Source organism: Bacillus xiamenensis, assembly GCF_000300535.1.
In the GTDB taxonomy this organism is placed as follows: domain Bacteria; phylum Bacillota; class Bacilli; order Bacillales; family Bacillaceae; genus Bacillus; species Bacillus xiamenensis.
The window spans coordinates 1-15,366 of the sequence record NZ_AMSH01000039.1 but is presented as its reverse complement, the minus strand read 5'-3'; the positions used below and the strand labels follow the sequence as shown (position 1 = coordinate 15,366).

The following is a 15,366-nucleotide window of genomic DNA, read 5'->3' as shown; positions in this document are numbered from 1 at the left end:
GTATCAAAAAAATTTCGTGTAAGTGCATGCAGGTATATCAAACATTTTTTTTATGCCGATAATCCTTAAGGAGGGATACCCTACCTTATACCTAAAGGAGTCAAAAAGCATGCAGAAAAAGGGAAAACTGAGGCTTGGTGCCAAAATAATGCTGATCTTTTTAACTGTGCTCATCGTATTTTCAGCGGTTGTTGGTTATGTGGTGAATCGCGAAATGACAGAGAACATTAAGCAAATGGCCACAGAAAAAGCAAAAGGTGATTTAAAACTAGGCTACGCTTATTTAAACGAAAAGATTGCGGGCTCATGGCAGATAAAAGATGACAAGCTTTACAAAGGCGATACGAAAATCAATGACTCTAACGCATTGGTTGATCAATTAGCTAAATATACTGGTGATACAATCACGATTTTCCAAGGAAATACCCGTGTTGCCACGAATGTCATGTTAAACGGAAAACGAGCTGTAGGGACAGAAGTCTCACCTGAAGTCAAAGCCGCTGTTTTAGATAAAGGAGAACATTATTACGGCACAGCAAATGTTGCGGGGAAAGACTACCAAACGGCTTATATGCCAATCAAAAATGATTCAGGTGAAACGATTGGTATTTTTTACACCGGTGCCAATCAAAGCATGATTTCACAAATGCTTCAGTCGTTCTTTATTCAATTTCTCATTGTCCTGCTGCTAAGTTTAATTGTTTCAGTTATCATTATTTCTATTTTCACAAAGCGGATTCAGAAACGCCTCAAACACATGGCATCTGCTATTAAGAGTGCGGGAGAAGGAAATTTGACAATCAATGTGACAGATCACACAGGGGATGAACTTTCTGAACTAGCCGATCATTTTAATAAGATGCGGGAGAAATTAAATCAAACCATTTTAAATGTCATGAAAACATCTGAATTAGTGGCCACCTCTTCAGAACAGCTTTCAGCTAGCGCAGAAGAAACGAGTGCAGCATCAGAAAAAATCACTCACACCATTCAAGAGGTTGCGCAATCGTCTGAACAGCAAGCCCTTCAAATGACAGCAAGTGAACACACGATGAGACAAGTATCAAACGAACTTGAAAATATCACTGAAAATGCGGGAGAAATGGCGACAAGAAGTCAATTCGCACAAGAAATGGCCCAAAAAGGGGTACAGAATATTGGTGAAGTCAACTCACAAATGACATCAATTGCAAAATCAATTGAAGAAAATGGCACAGCGATTCAAGCGCTGGAAACACGTTCAGTCGAAATTGATCATATTTCCAAAGTCATTACAGACATCGCCAACCAAACAAACCTTCTTGCTCTTAATGCGGCTATTGAGGCAGCACGAGCAGGTGAACACGGAAAAGGTTTTGCCGTTGTGGCAGACGAAGTAAGAAAGCTTGCAGAAGAATCTCAAACGTCATCCAACATGATTTCTCACCTCATTTCTGAAATTCAAAAAGAGATGAATCATTCGACGAGTGCAATCAAACGAGTGAGAGAGGAAGCGGCTCAAGGAGCTGTTCTTATTTCTCATACAGAGGAATCATTTATTGATATTCAGCGGTCAATGAGGGAAATGGCAGATGGCATTAAACATTTATCAAGTGCATCACAAAAAATCGCAGCTTATACAACTGATGCGAAACAGTCCTTTGCCTCTATCACAGAAGGCGTTAAACTGACGAGCGAACATTCACAGCAAGTAGCCGGTTTAACAGAAGAACAATTTGCAGCAATGGAAGAAGTAACAGCTTCATCAGAAGCTCTTGCCCATTTAGCAGGAGACTTACAAGAAATGGTGTCACAATTTCACATCTAGATCCCTCAACACAGGAGCGCAAGACGGCGACAATCGTCTTGCTGCCTAACATTCTCTTCAAGAATCTTTTCTTTCAAACATTCACCTTTCGACGTTAACGCTAGCTAACAACATCCATTAATAAAGGAGTTTGATATGATGAATGATTTAAACAAAACCTATTCCCTCTCTATTTCTTATCATCAAATCACGGTATACACAGGAAGCGAAACACCACCTGTTATTGATTGGACAGATGATGCGATTCAACAAGGATTCGCAACTGGAGATCAAGGAATTTCCTTTGAAGGCATTAACAACGGAAAGGCTTCTATTGTCGTGACATTAAATAGCCATGAGACTCCATCTTCCGTCGATAGAGCCATCACAGTGCCATTTACACATACAAGCGGCCACGTTTATCTTACAAGCGTCATGGCACAGGTACTGTCTTTCTCCATACCAAAAGGAGACTATCAGCTCACCTGCTATTATACCTCTCAACAACCTGATCAAGATCTCTATTGCTTTGATTTTCGGAGTGCGTAAGTCACAATTTGTCGTACTGATCAAACCACTTTTCCGCAAAATCTACCGATTCTCTCATCGGCAGTAAATACGAATGGGCGAGCCCGATTTGACCATGATGATGAGTACATCCTGAATGTAAAAAATCACGACCAATTTCTTCAAATAATTCTTCTCTTGTAATGATATCTGGATACTCTTTCCATACTCTCCACCCTTTTTCTAACATAGGAGCCCCTCGAGTCATGAGGTCTTGCTGAGGAATTCGATATTCAGCTAGGTGGAAGGCTGTATGGCTCTCAAATGACGTACCAGCCAATAGTACGTTTGCATCAAGATCGTACATACGTCCAAGAGGCGAGGCTTCTCCTAAACCATAAGCAAGCCTATGGTGTTTCAAAATGTCATGTTTCTTTTTCCCCCAGGCTGTGAAAGAAAAATGAGGATGATTACTTCTCTCTACGCCTGGGTATTTCCAAAATGTTTCTGCTATCTTTCCCATTGCTGTTGGAGCCGTGTAGGCCGGATCAAATGCAGGCATCGTATCTTTGATCGATTTCCACCAAGAATAAGGAACAGGCGGATCAATCCAATCAGCGGGATCAGACAGCTCTAACGTTTGTGCCGGCATAATCAGTGTGCCTTCTTCTGTTAAGGTTTCCATTAATGCTTGTATGACGGCTACAGCACCCCCATTCACCCAGCCCATAGATGATAAGGATGAGTGGACACATAAGATCATGCCCTTCTTCACACCAAGTTGAACCAAGTCTGCTTTGATTCTTTCCTTTGTGATCGGTTCAGCTTGATTTTCGATTAATTTTCGCATCGTTTATTTCCTCCTGCGTCTCTTCTATTACTGATGAATGAGACGTTTAACCGCGATCGACAATTTATAATTTGCGTAATTTGTTAGCTCCGTTAAAAACTGATCAAGCTCATCATGACTGGAGAAATGTCCTTCGGCCATATAACAGCCGTCTCCACTTATTTTAAACAGGTTCTTGATTTCTTCCTTTTGGTGAAGAAACGACAGGAGCAGTTCGTGATGATGGATTTTGGTATAGAGCTGCATAAATGTCTGAATGGTCTGCTGTGTCCGCCAGTCAATCGAAATGGTATAGGCTTCAATGACACCTTCTTCTTCTAGCTTTAACACACGATTTGCAACTGCTTGACCGGTTAAATGAACTTTTTCACCAAGTGCTTTCATCGTCAATCGACTATTCTTTGAGAGTTCATTTAAAATGGCCATATCTGTTTGGTCTAGCATTGGATCACCACTTTCAAAAATCAAGTCCTTCTGCTGAAAGACTTTCATCCCCCTCTGTCACATGAGGCTCTTTTAATATACTGTAAAATTACTTAGAAAAAAAGGAGGCCTTTTTGATGAAAATAACGCTCATTCGTCAAGCTACTTTATACCTTCAATATGGTCAATCCACTTTCTTGATTGATCCATTTTTAGCAAGAAAGGGAACATATCCGCCGTTTCCTCATACAGCCAATCAACATTTAAACAATCCAATTGTCGAGCTGCCTGCAAACATTGATTTGGACAAGATGTTACAGCCGGATGCTGTCCTGCTCACTCATTTACACGTGGATCACTTTGACGACGAAGCAAAAAAGAAATTAGCTCAAGAGCTGCCTATTTATACTCAATCGGAGAAAGATCGAAAAGAAGTCGAAGAAGCTGGCTTTCAGCATGTCACATGTATTGAAGATGAAATCAATATTTTGGGTGTTCATATTAAACGTACAGGCGGACAGCATGGGACAGGTGATACCGCAAAACGGATGGGACAAGTGAGCGGTTTTGTTTTCTCTCACCTGGATGAGCCCACTCTTTATATTGCAGGTGATACCATTTGGTGTGATGAGCCGAAAGAAGTTGTGAATACATGTCAGCCAGATGTTATTGTGGTCAATAGTGGGGCTGCCCAATTTCTAGAGGGCGATCCGATTACAATGACAAAGGAAGAGGTCGTGGACATTCACTATTCCCAGCCAAATGCTCAAATTGTCGCCTGTCATCTTGAGGCTGTGAATCATTGTTTATTAACAAGAGCTGCATTAAAAGCTTACATTCAAGAACATCATGCAGAACAATCTATTTTTGTCCCTAATGATGGTGAGACCCTGACCTTTTAAAAAGGCTCTATAAACAATAAAAAAACCGGCACCTCGCTGCCGGTTTCATCATTATGGTCGATGGTGCTGTGGTTTTTTCAGCAATGGAACAAACCCGTTATTTTTTAAGTGATTGTAATGTTCATCCATTCGTTTCGTGATATGCGTGCCTTGTTCCTTTGTTAACACACCATATTGAACATATTTCTTAATCACTTCTTTTCGTTTAGAAAGAATTTGCTGCTCAAGCACTTCAATTTGTTTTTGTTGTTCTGTCGTTAATTTTACTTGCTGCGTGACCGGACGCTTTTCCATTTGGGGTGTTTCGCCATGAGCTGTCTCCACTTGAAAGCCAAATAATAACAGCATCATAGATAACATGATGAAGACTCTTCTTTTTTTCATCTCTGTGTTCCCTCCTTTATTGAATGTTATTTTGCACGCACTTTCCTTTTTTATACATTATTTCACGTCATCAAATTGAGCATAATATTCTTACTTTTTTGCTTTTCGTCTGAAAACGTTGTCCTAACTGAAAAAGCGTGCTATGTTTTGTTTTGTATAAAAAATAGAGGAGGATTCTTAAATGAGTCGTTTTTATCATAGAAAACCTATATGGGTGCTGCTTGTTGCGTCTGCTCTCATGCTTGTCATGTCTGCTTGCAGTCAATCAGGCTCATCTCAGTCTGGAGAATCAAAGTGGGATCAGATTCAAAAGAAAGGAAAAATCGTGGTTGCTACTTCAGGCACCCTTTATCCTACGTCATACCATGATACATCTAACGGCAAGGATCAATTGACTGGCTATGAAGTTGAAGTTGTCAAAGAAGCCTTTAAACGCCTTGACGTGAAAGTAGAATTTAAAGAAATGGGCTATGATGGTATGCTGAGCGCCATTAATTCTGGTCAAGTGGATGCCGCTGCAAATGATATCGACATCACAGATGACAGGAAGGATAAGTTCGCCTTTTCGACTCCTTATAAATATTCCTACGGAACGGCTATCGTACGGAAAGATGATTTGTCTGGTATTAAGACACTAAAGGATTTAAAAGGAAAGAAAGCAGCTGGTGCTGCAACAACGATTTATATGGATGTCGCTCGTAAATACGGTGCAAAAGAAGTCATTTATGATAATGCCACAAACGAGCAATACTTAAAGGATGTCGCGAACGGCCGAACAGATGTCATTCTGAATGACTACTACTTGCAAACACTCGCTCTTGCTGCATTCCCTAAATTAAATATTACGATTCACCCTGACTTAAAATACATGCCAAATGAACAAGGGTTTGTCATGAAAAAAGACAATACAGAGCTTCAGAAAGAATTGAATCGTGTCTTAAAAGACATGAAAAACGACGGAACAATGAAAAAGATTTCAGAGAAATTCTTTAATCATGCTGACGTCTCAAAAAAAATTGATGTTGATGTCGAAGATGTCGACATTTCTAAATAAGGAGCCGCAGCCGTGGGAGATATTCATTTCGAATATATCTTTAATCCTGCACTAGCAAAGGCGTCGTTTCCATTTGTCATGAAAGGCATCTGGCTGACGCTGCTCATTTCCTTTGTGAGCATGTTTTTTGGAACCATTCTCGGCTTTTTTATTGCCCTTGCCAGAATGGCAAATTCGTGGGTGCTTCGACTGCCTGCCCGGCTGTATATCTCATTTATGCGCGGGGTTCCCATACTGGTGATTTTATTTATCCTTTATTTCGGATTCCCTTACATCGGTATTGAGTTTACAGCTGTCACTGCTGCTATTATTGGGTTCAGCTTCAATAGTGCTGCATATATTGCAGAAATCAACCGGGCGGCTCTCTCCTCTGTTCCAAATGGTCAGGTGGAAGCCGCCAAATCACTTGGTCTCAGCTATTGGCAAACGATGCGCGGGGTCATTCTGCCTCAATCCGTTCGCATTGCACTGCCGCCGTTGACCAATGTCATGCTCGACTTAATCAAAGCCTCCTCCCTAGCGGCGATGATTACTGTACCAGAGCTTTTCCAGCAAGCCAAAATCGTGGGTGGACGAGAATTCGATTATATGACCATGTATATTTTGGTCGCATTGATTTACTGGGGCATTTGCAGTGTCGTCTCATTGCTGCAAGACTTTTTGGAAAAACGCTATGCTAAATATTTATAACAAAAAAGAGAGCAGTTCCAATGGATCTGCTCTCTTTTTCCTTTAATGGATCAGCCATAACCACACATATAACCCCAATAAAGTGATCATTAGAGTCGGTATGGTCAGAATGATTCCAGCTTTCATATAGGCGCCCCAAGAGATATGGACTCCCTTTTTCTTCAAGACATGAAGCCACAGCAATGTCGCCAATGAGCCGATTGGGGTCATTTTCGGGCCAAGGTTTGAGCCGATGACATTGGCATAAATGAGTCCGTCTCTCATCACACCTGCTGCATCGGTATGACCGATGGCAATCGCATCAATTAAAACGGTTGGAAGATTGTTCATCACAGAGGACAGCACTGCGGCCAGAACCCCCATAAACATCGTTCCTGCAAGCAAGCCATGCGATGCCCCTTGTTCAATCCAAGCTGCTAATATTTCTGTTAGGCCAACATTCTTCAAGCCATAGACGACGACATACATGCCGACTGAGAAGAACACAATGGACCACGGTGCTTCCTTGATGACTCGTTTTGTCGCCACTTGCGGACTCCTTTTCGCCAGCCACAAGAAAGCAAGGGCAATGCCTCCTACAATGATTGACACCGGAATGCCAACCAATTCCCCGGCAAAATAACCAACGAGCAACAACCCTAACACATACCAAGACAAGCGGAACATGCGCAGATCACGAATGGCTGACGCTGGCTCCTTCGCCTGTGACAAATCGTATGTTTTTGGGATGAGCTTTCGGTAAAACACATAAAGCACAAGCATACTCGCCCCAAGTGACACAAGGTTTGGCACGAACATGTTCGCCGTATATTCTAGAAAGCCAATATGAAAATAATCAGCTGATACGATATTGACCAAGTTACTAATGACAAATGGTAAGGACGTCGTATCTGCAATAAAGCCGCTCGCCATCACAAATGGGAGCACCATACGTTCATCCAACTTTAATGCTCTCACCACAGATAAAACGATCGGAGTTAAAATGAGTGCCGCTCCATCGTTGGCAAAAAAAGCGGCTACCACATCGCCGAGTAATGTTAAATAAATAAACATGCGGACACCGTTTCCTTTTGCGGCTTTTGCCATATGCAGTGCCGCCCATTCAAAAAATCCGATTTCATCTAAAATTAACGAAATGATGATAATCCCAATAAATGCAAAAGTGGCATTCCAGACAATTTGTGTGACTTCCCACACATCGCCCAAATGAACCACGCCAAAGGCAAGAGCAAGAATGGCTCCCCCACATGCTGACCATCCAATGGTTAAACGTCCTGGCTGCCAAATGACAAGGACGAGGGTCATGATGAAAATCAAAATGGCCAAGGTGACTGATCCCAAAGGTGGCCCTCCTTTCAAATCTTTATCTATCGTACAACGAAACGCAGCAATTGTATGCCTCTTTTACAGCTCGCATGAAAATCGAAAATCCGCAGGTGATTCCGTGCACCTGCGGATTCTACGTTTATTGATCTTTCTTCATCAGCATCAATTCAATAAATAACTCACACCGCTGGCTAAAATGACTCAAATCAATCGAAGTCATATCAAAGATTTGTTTCATTCGATAGTTTAATGTATTTTGATGAATAAACAGCTGTTCTGCTGCTGGCTTTAGCTTGCAATTATTCAATAAGTAAACCTCAAGGGTTTTTAAAAAAGAGGTCTGGCTGCCACGGTCTTTTTCCTTCAAACGTAACAAATCTGGATTGAAGTCGTTTTTCTTTTTTTGGTGGCTGTAAATCGAGTCTAAGAAACGAAAGACACCCAGCTGCTCGTAATCATACGGAATCAATTCCTGCCCCCCGACAATTTTTACAGCCTTCACTACCTCTATCGCTTCAAATCGACTTGTACTCATTTTCATGACATCTCGATATTCTCTGCCCATCCCAATATACAAAGGGGACGAATGTGAATGCGTTTTCGATTGAAGATGAGCGATGACATCGGCGGCAGTCGCTTTCGGTGAATGACGGTCTGACAGACTGCCTAATATGACAACAATATCTGCTTGCACCGAATAGACGTGATTGACCTTATCTTCTAGCTGCAAATAGGTTCTAATCACATCCTTCACATCTTCTGCCGTCTCACTTTTGTTATCGGCGGCATGAACAACCATCACAGTAAAGACAGCTGGAAGCGGAATGCTTAAGTTCTCGGCTTCCCATTTCAGCTCTTCTTCTGTATAAAAATGATCATCCATGACCTTTTTGAAAAATTCTTCAATCTTGCCTTCCTTTTTCTCCAGCTGTTTCTTATTTTTATAAATGACTTTTCCAACCTGAAAGGATGCCTCGTGTAAAAATTGCAGCTCCTCCTGAGAGAGAGAATCCTCAATGTCCTGCACCCAAATAAACCCCACAACCTCTTGTTTATGCTTGGCACTCACAGCCACCCGTCGATTAAATCCGAGCTCCTCATGACCATTCACATAAAAAGGATTTGAATCTGTGTACAGCTGCTGAATCACTCCTGTTTTCTTTAACCAATCGACCACAGCTCCCGGACATTCCTTTGAGAAAATCGTTTGCTGGTTGACTGGGTCGAACTGCTGGATGCTGTAAGAATTATAGGCAAGCAACTGACATTCAGTACTTTCTAAAATGACCGGTTTTTTTAAATAACCACTAATAAATGCAATTAATTTATCGACATCAAAAAATGTATGAAGCTTTTCTAATATCTCTTCCATCCCGATTGCTCCCTGAATAAGTGATACATTTATCATACTTCTTTCCAGTCAGATTTGTATAGAAGCAAGTCGCAGGCAGATAAAAAAAGCATGAACCCGCCTGCACAGGTTCATGCTTTTCCATATTAAAACATTTCACTAATCGTTTTGGCCTGCATGTGCAGCGCAAGGTAATCTGGGCCGCCTGCTTTTGAATCTGTTCCTGACATTTTGAAGCCGCCGAATGGGTGGTACCCCACGATAGCTCCTGTACAGTTACGGTTAAAGTAGAGATTCCCCACATGGAACTCCTGCTTCGCACGGTTGATGTGGTCACGGTTATTTGTAATGACCGCACCGGTTAAACCGTATTCCGTGTTGTTGGCTACTTCAAGTGCCTCATCAAAGCTTGAGACTTTTGAGAAAGCTAGGACAGGTCCAAAGATTTCTTCTTGCATCAAGCGAGATGTTGGCTCAAGATCTGCAAAAATAGTTGGGTGGATGAAGTAGCCTTCTGAATCATCACTCGTTCCGCCCGTGACTAAGCGACCTTCCTGCTTGCCAATCTCGATATACTCTGTGATCTTGTCAAAGGAAGCCTGATCAATGACCGGTCCCATGTAGACATCAGCCGATAGCGGATTGGCTGTTGTTTTCGTTTCAGTGATTTCCTTCACTCGCTCGATCACTTGGTCATACAGCTTCTCGTGGACAACAGCACGAGATCCAGCCGAACATTTCTGACCTGAGAAACCGAAGGCTGATGTGAAAATGGCGTTCGCTGCAAGTTCAACATCTGCATCCTCGTCTACAACCACAGTATCCTTACCGCCCATTTCAGCAATGACACGCTTTAAATGCTGCTGTCCTGGCTGCACTTTTGCCGCACGTTCAAAAATACGTGTCCCTACTTCTCTTGATCCAGTGAATGTAATGAGGCTTGTTTTCGGATGATCCACTAAGTAATCTCCCACCTCTGCTCCGCTTCCTGGTACAAAGTTGACAACACCTTTTGGAAGACCTGCTTGCTCAAGTTCTTCCACAAAGCGGGCCGCAATAACAGGCGTCGCACTAGCTGGCTTTAATACGACTGTATTTCCTGTAACGATTGGTGCTACGGTTGTTCCTGCCATAATTGCGAACAAGAAGTTCCACGGCGGAATAACGAGCGTCACGCCAGTTGGTGTGTACACATATTGATTGCGTTCTCCCTCGCGGCTGTTCACAGGTTTGCCTTTCGCCAGCTCCAGCATTTGACGGGCATAATACTCTAGGAAGTCGATTGCTTCTGCTGTATCTGCATCCGCTTCATTCCAAGGCTTCCCTGCTTCTTTTACAAGAAGGGCTGAATACTCATGCTTTTTACGGCGAATGCTTGCCGCAGCACGGAATAAAACGCCGGCTCTTTCTTCTGGAGACGTGTAGCGCCATGTTTCAAATGCTTTTGCCGCAGCTTGAATCGCTTGTTCTGCCTCTTCCTTTCCGGCCTTCGATACCGTGCCAACGACTTCTTCCTTCTTCGCCGGATTGATTGAGACAATCTTGTCTTTCGTTTCGATTCTCTCTCCATTAATCACAAGCGGATAGGTTTGGCCAAGAGATTCGGTTACTTTGGCTAATGCTTGTTCAAACGCTTGGCGATTTTCTTCCTGGCTAAAATCCGTAAATGGTTCATGCTTGTAAGGTGTTGTCATCTTTGTCACGCTCCCGTTTCAAATTATTTTCTCGTCATCCCTTTTAAAGCAAATGCAATGTTTGCCGGTCGTTCTGCAAGACGTCTCATGTAGTAGCCATACCACTCTCGTCCATACGGGGTATAGATCCTCATTTGATAGCCTTCTTTCACAAGCGCTTGCTGCGTTTCTGATCTCATGCCATACAGCATTTGAAATTCAAACTGATCTGTCCGTATATTGTGTTTTTTCACAATATGTTTCGTAAACTCGATCATTTGATCATCATGTGTCGCAATAGCTGTATAGTTCCCCGAGAGTAATTGCTTTTCGATCAGCTTCTTGTAATTCTGATCGACGTCTTTTTTGTTTGGAAACGCCACTTCAGCGGATTCCTTATAGGCACCCTTGACAAGTCTTAAAAATGGCTGCAGCTCATTTAGGTCATCAAGATCCTTTTCTGTTCTGTACAAATACGCCTGCAAGACCGTACTGACATACTCATATTGAGATTTCATTTCTTTGAAGATGTCCAGCGTTTTTTGACAGCGCTGTTCATCCTCCATGTCAATTGTCACCATAATACGGTGTTTCTCCGCCGTATCTAAAATGCTTTTCATATTGCGATACACAAGGTCATCGTCAATATCTAAGCCAAGTGACGTCATTTTGAGTGATACGTGGGAATTGAGTTTTTCCTCTGCAATCCGTTGAATGGTTTGAATACATTCATTCGTCCGCTCATTTGCAATCTCTGCCTTTGTGACAAATTCACCAAGGTGATCGACTGTTACAGCCATACCTTGATCATTTAATCGTTTGATGACAGGGATAGCACTCTCAAAATCCTTCCCCCCGATGATCTTCTTTGATGCAACAGCACTTCCCCAATTACGAGCAATATGGTTCAAGAGACTGCTCTTTGACAAAAACAAGAAGAAATTTCTTGTGACCGACTCCATAAAGGGCACCTCCCACTCTTTGTAAGCTATGTCTTTATTGTAAGGCTCATGAGCTGTCCGCTACAATATTTGAAGATGACAAAAATTCTGACTTTTTTTGTGATTTTATCACAATACGAGATCAAAAAGAGCCTGCCGCTAACCGGCTGGCTCTTCCACGCTTACGCCCACACCTCATCAAGGGTAGACTGCAATAACTCATTTAATTCTTCAGTGAGATCGTCTTTCGGCTGATTGTAGCTTTTCACCAATTCATGAAAACGAGCTAGCTCTTTGTCGATAAATGGGTGGACATGCACAAGGCGGTCCTCTAAATCCATTTCTTCTCCGTCCATTTTGCGTTTGAGCAGCTCATGAATTTCAGCTAAAAGTGGTCCATCCTCCACAAGCTCCTTGAGCAGTTCATGAAAGTCCATAGGCGGAACCGTCCGGTAGCGTTCAATCCATTGACAGGCAAGCAGCGGACAAAGCACATAGAAATATTTCTTAATTCGCACCTGCTCTCCTCGTAAATGCCGGCTTTCATTTCGCTTCGCCATATTGAGGTAATGATACATCAATGCTGCTGGATAAAAGGCTCGATCTTTTAATTCTCTCAGCTGCTTGGCCAAAGAGAAGGATTCAGCATAGATGATGTCAGAAGACAGCCATTCGATAATGGATGGATTCGATTGATTGAATAAACGCAGCGCCTTTCGCAGCTCCCAGCCGCTAATATCAAGCGCATCGTCAATGGGCAGCTCGATCACATCACGATGTTCTTCCATCGACCAATACCATTCCTTCCGAGGAACATAGATAAACCGAACATCATAATCACTGTCAGTTGAAGGAAATCCCCATGCCCTGCTGCCCGATTCAACAGCGAGACAAATCTTTACGTGATATGTTTCTTCGATGATTTTCAACTCTGCCTTGATTCTCTCTCTCAACATCGATCAACTCTTTCTATAGAATTCTGCATGACTTCTTCACCTTTTGGGAAAATACGAATAAGACATATATGAAAAAGGAGTTGGACCTCATGTCTATATCTCGCATCATGAAATGGATAACTGGAATTTTTGAAGCCTGCCTTGCCATCCCAGTGATTGGAGGACTATTTGTTATCAGCAATGGCTATACACCGCTCATGGTCATGCTTATTCTGCATATTATCACACTCGTCTTATCGAAGCGAGACCAAGGACCAATGATTGGGAGTATCATCGGAATTGTGACATCCTGCCTCGCCTGGATTCCGATTCTCGGATTCATCCTTCATATCATCACAGCTCTTGTCCTCATCATTACTGCACTAGTGCCTGATGAAAAAACAAGACAGAACACGAGTTATTAAAAAAAGAGGCCCTCACCTTGAGCGGCCTCTTTGTTCTTTTAGATCAGCAAATGCTTTTGTAAAAAGGACAGCTTCTCCATTTGAAAAGCCGGGATAAATTCGTGACCAAAATATCGGTACACCTTCAGCTCTTTATCTGTTTCTAAGTGATTGTATGCCGCAAACACAGTAGATGGCGGAGTTACTCTATCAATCAGGCCGATCGCCATCAATGTGGGCTGTTTCACCCATCCGGCTAAATTGATTAAATCAAAATAGCTTAATGTCTCAAATACCTTTTCTTCGGCTTCTGGATCACTGTTTCTTCGGAAGTATGAATTGATTTCTAAATAAGGCTGCTCTAAGGCTACATCGACTGCACGCTCAAAATTTGATAAATAAGGGTAATCAGCCACAACGACCTTCGGAATGTCTGAAAGGGCTGCGGCGGCGATCGCTAATGCACCCCCCTGACTTCCGCCGATGACGCCGATACGGTGTTCATCCACTTCAGGGAAGGACTGAATGACTTCAAGTGCACGAACCGCGTCTAAATAAACACCGCGATAATAGTAGGTATCCTTCGATAAAATGCCTTTTGTCATCCACCCCAATGCTTGACCGCCTGGTGTTACTGACGTATCTTCACTGCCGCCTTGACCGCGGACAAGCATACCGAATGTCGCATAGCCATGCAGCGCCCAGTTGACAATGTCATGAATACCGCCGTCATAGCTTCCGTTATAGCCATGAAATCGAATGAGCGCAGGATGCGGACCCGTTTGATCAGGTACGGCATACCAGCCTTCAACACGAGATTGTCCAAAGCTTTGATACGTCAGGCGGTATACTTTGACCCCTTTTACAGGATAGTCGTAAGGTTCAAGGGTTACTTCTGCTTCCACTTGACGCAGTTCTTCAAGCGACGTTTTCCAAAAGTGAGAGAAATCAGGGCGTGCTGTTTTCTTTGGTTTATATTCTTTTAGCTCTTCTAGTGGTAAATCGAACAATTGCATATCCTACTATTCCCCTTTGTTTTATTAGTTATATGTATCATATCACTGATTTCTTTCCTAAGAAAGCGATTTTCACTCTTTTCTACTAATATAGACGAAACCTTCTGACATTTCTATTGGCAAAGATGGTATAAACCTTTATGATAAAGAAACTGACTTGAAGCCTAGACGCTCTCAGGCAGAATCAGTCTATCTATCCATCCATTCATGAAGTGGAGCATTCATGGATTTTTACTTTGCATGCAAACAAATTAAGGAGGAACCGTCATGAAAATCGCCCTTATCCAAATGGACGTTCAAATTGGAGAGCCTGATGTGAACTTTAAGAAAGCAGAAGCGTTTTTAGAAGAAGCGATCCGCCAACAGCCTGACCTGATCATTTTACCCGAAATGTGGAATACCGGATATGCGCTGGAACAGGCGGAGCAGCTTGCCGACGTAAACGGAGAACGCACAAAACAGCTCTTCTCTAACTTTGCCCGAAAGCATCAAGTGTATCTCATCGCAGGAAGTGTATTGAATAAGCGTACTGAAAATCAAGACATCACCAACACGATGTATGTGTTTAACCGCCAAGGTGATCGTGTATTAGATTATGATAAAATTCATTTATTCCGCTTAATGGATGAGCACAACTATTTAACCGCTGGTGATCAGCTTGGTTTATTTGACTATGATGAACATATAAAGATCGGTGCCATGATCTGCTATGACCTCCGCTTCCCGCAGCTTTCCAGAACACTTGTAAACAAAGGGGCAAAGGTGCTCATCAATACCGCCCAATGGCCGTCAGCCAGAGTCGACCATTGGCGCAGCCTGCTCATCGCAAGAGCCATTGAGAACCAGTCATTTATGATTGCGGTCAACCGGACGGGCACAAGCAGAGACACTGAATTCCCTGGACACTCCATGGTGATAGACCCGCTCGGCCGTATACTGCTTGAGACAAATGATGACGAAGACATCTATTATGCAGATATTGATCTTCAGCTGGTAGATGAAGTGAGACAACAAATTCCTGTCATGACGGATCAGCGTCTGGACTTATATTAGAAAGCAGGGCACTCCGTTGCTTTCAGCGTGTCGACAAAAAATAGATCTATTTCTAAGTAATGACTTAATTT

At 42.6% G+C, this 15,366-nt stretch carries 16 protein-coding genes; 7 read left to right on the top strand and 9 right to left on the bottom strand.

Annotated features, from left to right (window positions below):
• The first annotated feature begins 109 nt into the window (after window positions 1-109).
• Both BA1_RS12495 and comJ read left to right on the top strand, forming a co-directional pair.
• Entirely contained in the window at window positions 110-1,807 is a 1,698-nt protein-coding gene (locus BA1_RS12495) for a methyl-accepting chemotaxis protein (protein ID WP_008359496.1), read from the top strand.
• Between the two features lie 138 nt (window positions 1,808-1,945).
• A complete protein-coding gene (gene comJ / locus BA1_RS12490; protein ID WP_008359494.1) occupies window positions 1,946-2,335 on the top strand; it encodes a competence protein ComJ in 390 nt (129 codons plus the stop codon).
• 1 nt (window position 2,336) lies between these two features.
• Here comJ and BA1_RS12485 read toward each other — a convergent pair whose 3' ends face one another.
• Together BA1_RS12485 and BA1_RS12480 are read right to left on the bottom strand one after the other, a co-directional pair.
• A complete protein-coding gene (locus BA1_RS12485; protein WP_008359492.1) occupies window positions 2,337-3,143 on the bottom strand; it encodes an AAC(3) family N-acetyltransferase in 807 nt (268 codons plus the stop codon).
• Window positions 3,144-3,170: 27 nt separating this feature from the next.
• Entirely contained in the window at window positions 3,171-3,635 is a 465-nt protein-coding gene (locus tag BA1_RS12480; protein ID WP_008359489.1) for an Lrp/AsnC family transcriptional regulator, read from the bottom strand.
• A 68-nt stretch (window positions 3,636-3,703) separates the two neighbouring features.
• On the opposite strand from BA1_RS12480, the gene BA1_RS12475 reads away from it, so the two are divergent.
• Window positions 3,704-4,468, top strand: a complete 765-nt coding sequence (locus tag BA1_RS12475) for an MBL fold metallo-hydrolase (RefSeq protein WP_008359488.1) — start codon at window positions 3,704-3,706, stop codon at window positions 4,466-4,468.
• 51 nt (window positions 4,469-4,519) lie between these two features.
• On the opposite strand, the gene BA1_RS12470 is transcribed toward BA1_RS12475, so the two are convergent.
• Window positions 4,520-4,852, bottom strand: a complete 333-nt coding sequence (locus tag BA1_RS12470; protein ID WP_008359487.1) for a YckD family protein — start codon at window positions 4,850-4,852, stop codon at window positions 4,520-4,522.
• Between the two features lie 238 nt (window positions 4,853-5,090).
• On the opposite strand from BA1_RS12470, the gene BA1_RS12465 reads away from it, so the two are divergent.
• Both BA1_RS12465 and BA1_RS12460 read left to right on the top strand, forming a co-directional pair.
• Entirely contained in the window at window positions 5,091-5,906 is an 816-nt protein-coding gene (locus BA1_RS12465) for a transporter substrate-binding domain-containing protein (RefSeq protein WP_406566834.1), read from the top strand.
• Window positions 5,907-5,918: 12 nt separating this feature from the next.
• The gene (locus BA1_RS12460) at window positions 5,919-6,596 is read left to right on the top strand and encodes an amino acid ABC transporter permease (RefSeq protein WP_008359484.1); all 678 of its coding nucleotides are present in this window, start codon (window positions 5,919-5,921) and stop codon (window positions 6,594-6,596) included.
• Between the two features lie 42 nt (window positions 6,597-6,638).
• Here the strand turns inward: BA1_RS12460 and BA1_RS12455 are convergent, their stop codons facing one another.
• The 5 genes from BA1_RS12455 to BA1_RS12435 all read right to left on the bottom strand — a co-directional run bounded on the left by BA1_RS12455 (window position 6,639) and on the right by BA1_RS12435 (window position 12,840).
• Window positions 6,639-7,937 (bottom strand): arsenic transporter, encoded by a 1,299-nt coding sequence (locus BA1_RS12455; protein WP_008359482.1) that lies wholly within the window; start codon window positions 7,935-7,937, stop codon window positions 6,639-6,641.
• A gap of 124 nt (window positions 7,938-8,061) precedes the next feature.
• Window positions 8,062-9,294 (bottom strand): PucR family transcriptional regulator, encoded by a 1,233-nt coding sequence (locus tag BA1_RS12450; protein WP_008359480.1) that lies wholly within the window; start codon window positions 9,292-9,294, stop codon window positions 8,062-8,064.
• 125 nt (window positions 9,295-9,419) lie between these two features.
• Window positions 9,420-10,967: an L-glutamate gamma-semialdehyde dehydrogenase gene (pruA, locus tag BA1_RS12445; RefSeq protein WP_008359478.1), complete on the bottom strand. Its 1,548-nt coding sequence runs from the start codon at window positions 10,965-10,967 to the stop codon at window positions 9,420-9,422.
• 23 nt (window positions 10,968-10,990) lie between these two features.
• The gene (locus BA1_RS12440; protein ID WP_008359475.1) at window positions 10,991-11,908 is read right to left on the bottom strand and encodes a proline dehydrogenase family protein; all 918 of its coding nucleotides are present in this window, start codon (window positions 11,906-11,908) and stop codon (window positions 10,991-10,993) included.
• Window positions 11,909-12,069: 161 nt separating this feature from the next.
• Window positions 12,070-12,840 carry a nucleotidyltransferase domain-containing protein gene (locus tag BA1_RS12435; protein ID WP_034739337.1) on the bottom strand — a complete coding sequence of 257 codons (771 nt, stop codon included), beginning with the start codon at window positions 12,838-12,840 and terminating at the stop codon, window positions 12,070-12,072.
• A 92-nt stretch (window positions 12,841-12,932) separates the two neighbouring features.
• On the opposite strand from BA1_RS12435, the gene BA1_RS12430 reads away from it, so the two are divergent.
• Window positions 12,933-13,247, top strand: a complete 315-nt coding sequence (locus BA1_RS12430) for a hypothetical protein (RefSeq protein WP_008359470.1) — start codon at window positions 12,933-12,935, stop codon at window positions 13,245-13,247.
• A gap of 38 nt (window positions 13,248-13,285) precedes the next feature.
• Here BA1_RS12430 and BA1_RS12425 read toward each other — a convergent pair whose 3' ends face one another.
• A complete protein-coding gene (locus BA1_RS12425) occupies window positions 13,286-14,242 on the bottom strand; it encodes an acetylxylan esterase (RefSeq protein WP_008359467.1) in 957 nt (318 codons plus the stop codon).
• A 267-nt stretch (window positions 14,243-14,509) separates the two neighbouring features.
• Between BA1_RS12425 and BA1_RS12420 the strand changes: the two genes are divergently transcribed.
• On the top strand, window positions 14,510-15,295 hold the full coding sequence (locus tag BA1_RS12420) for a carbon-nitrogen family hydrolase (protein WP_008359465.1): 786 nt from the start codon (window positions 14,510-14,512) through the stop codon (window positions 15,293-15,295).
• Window positions 15,296-15,366 lie beyond the last annotated feature (71 nt).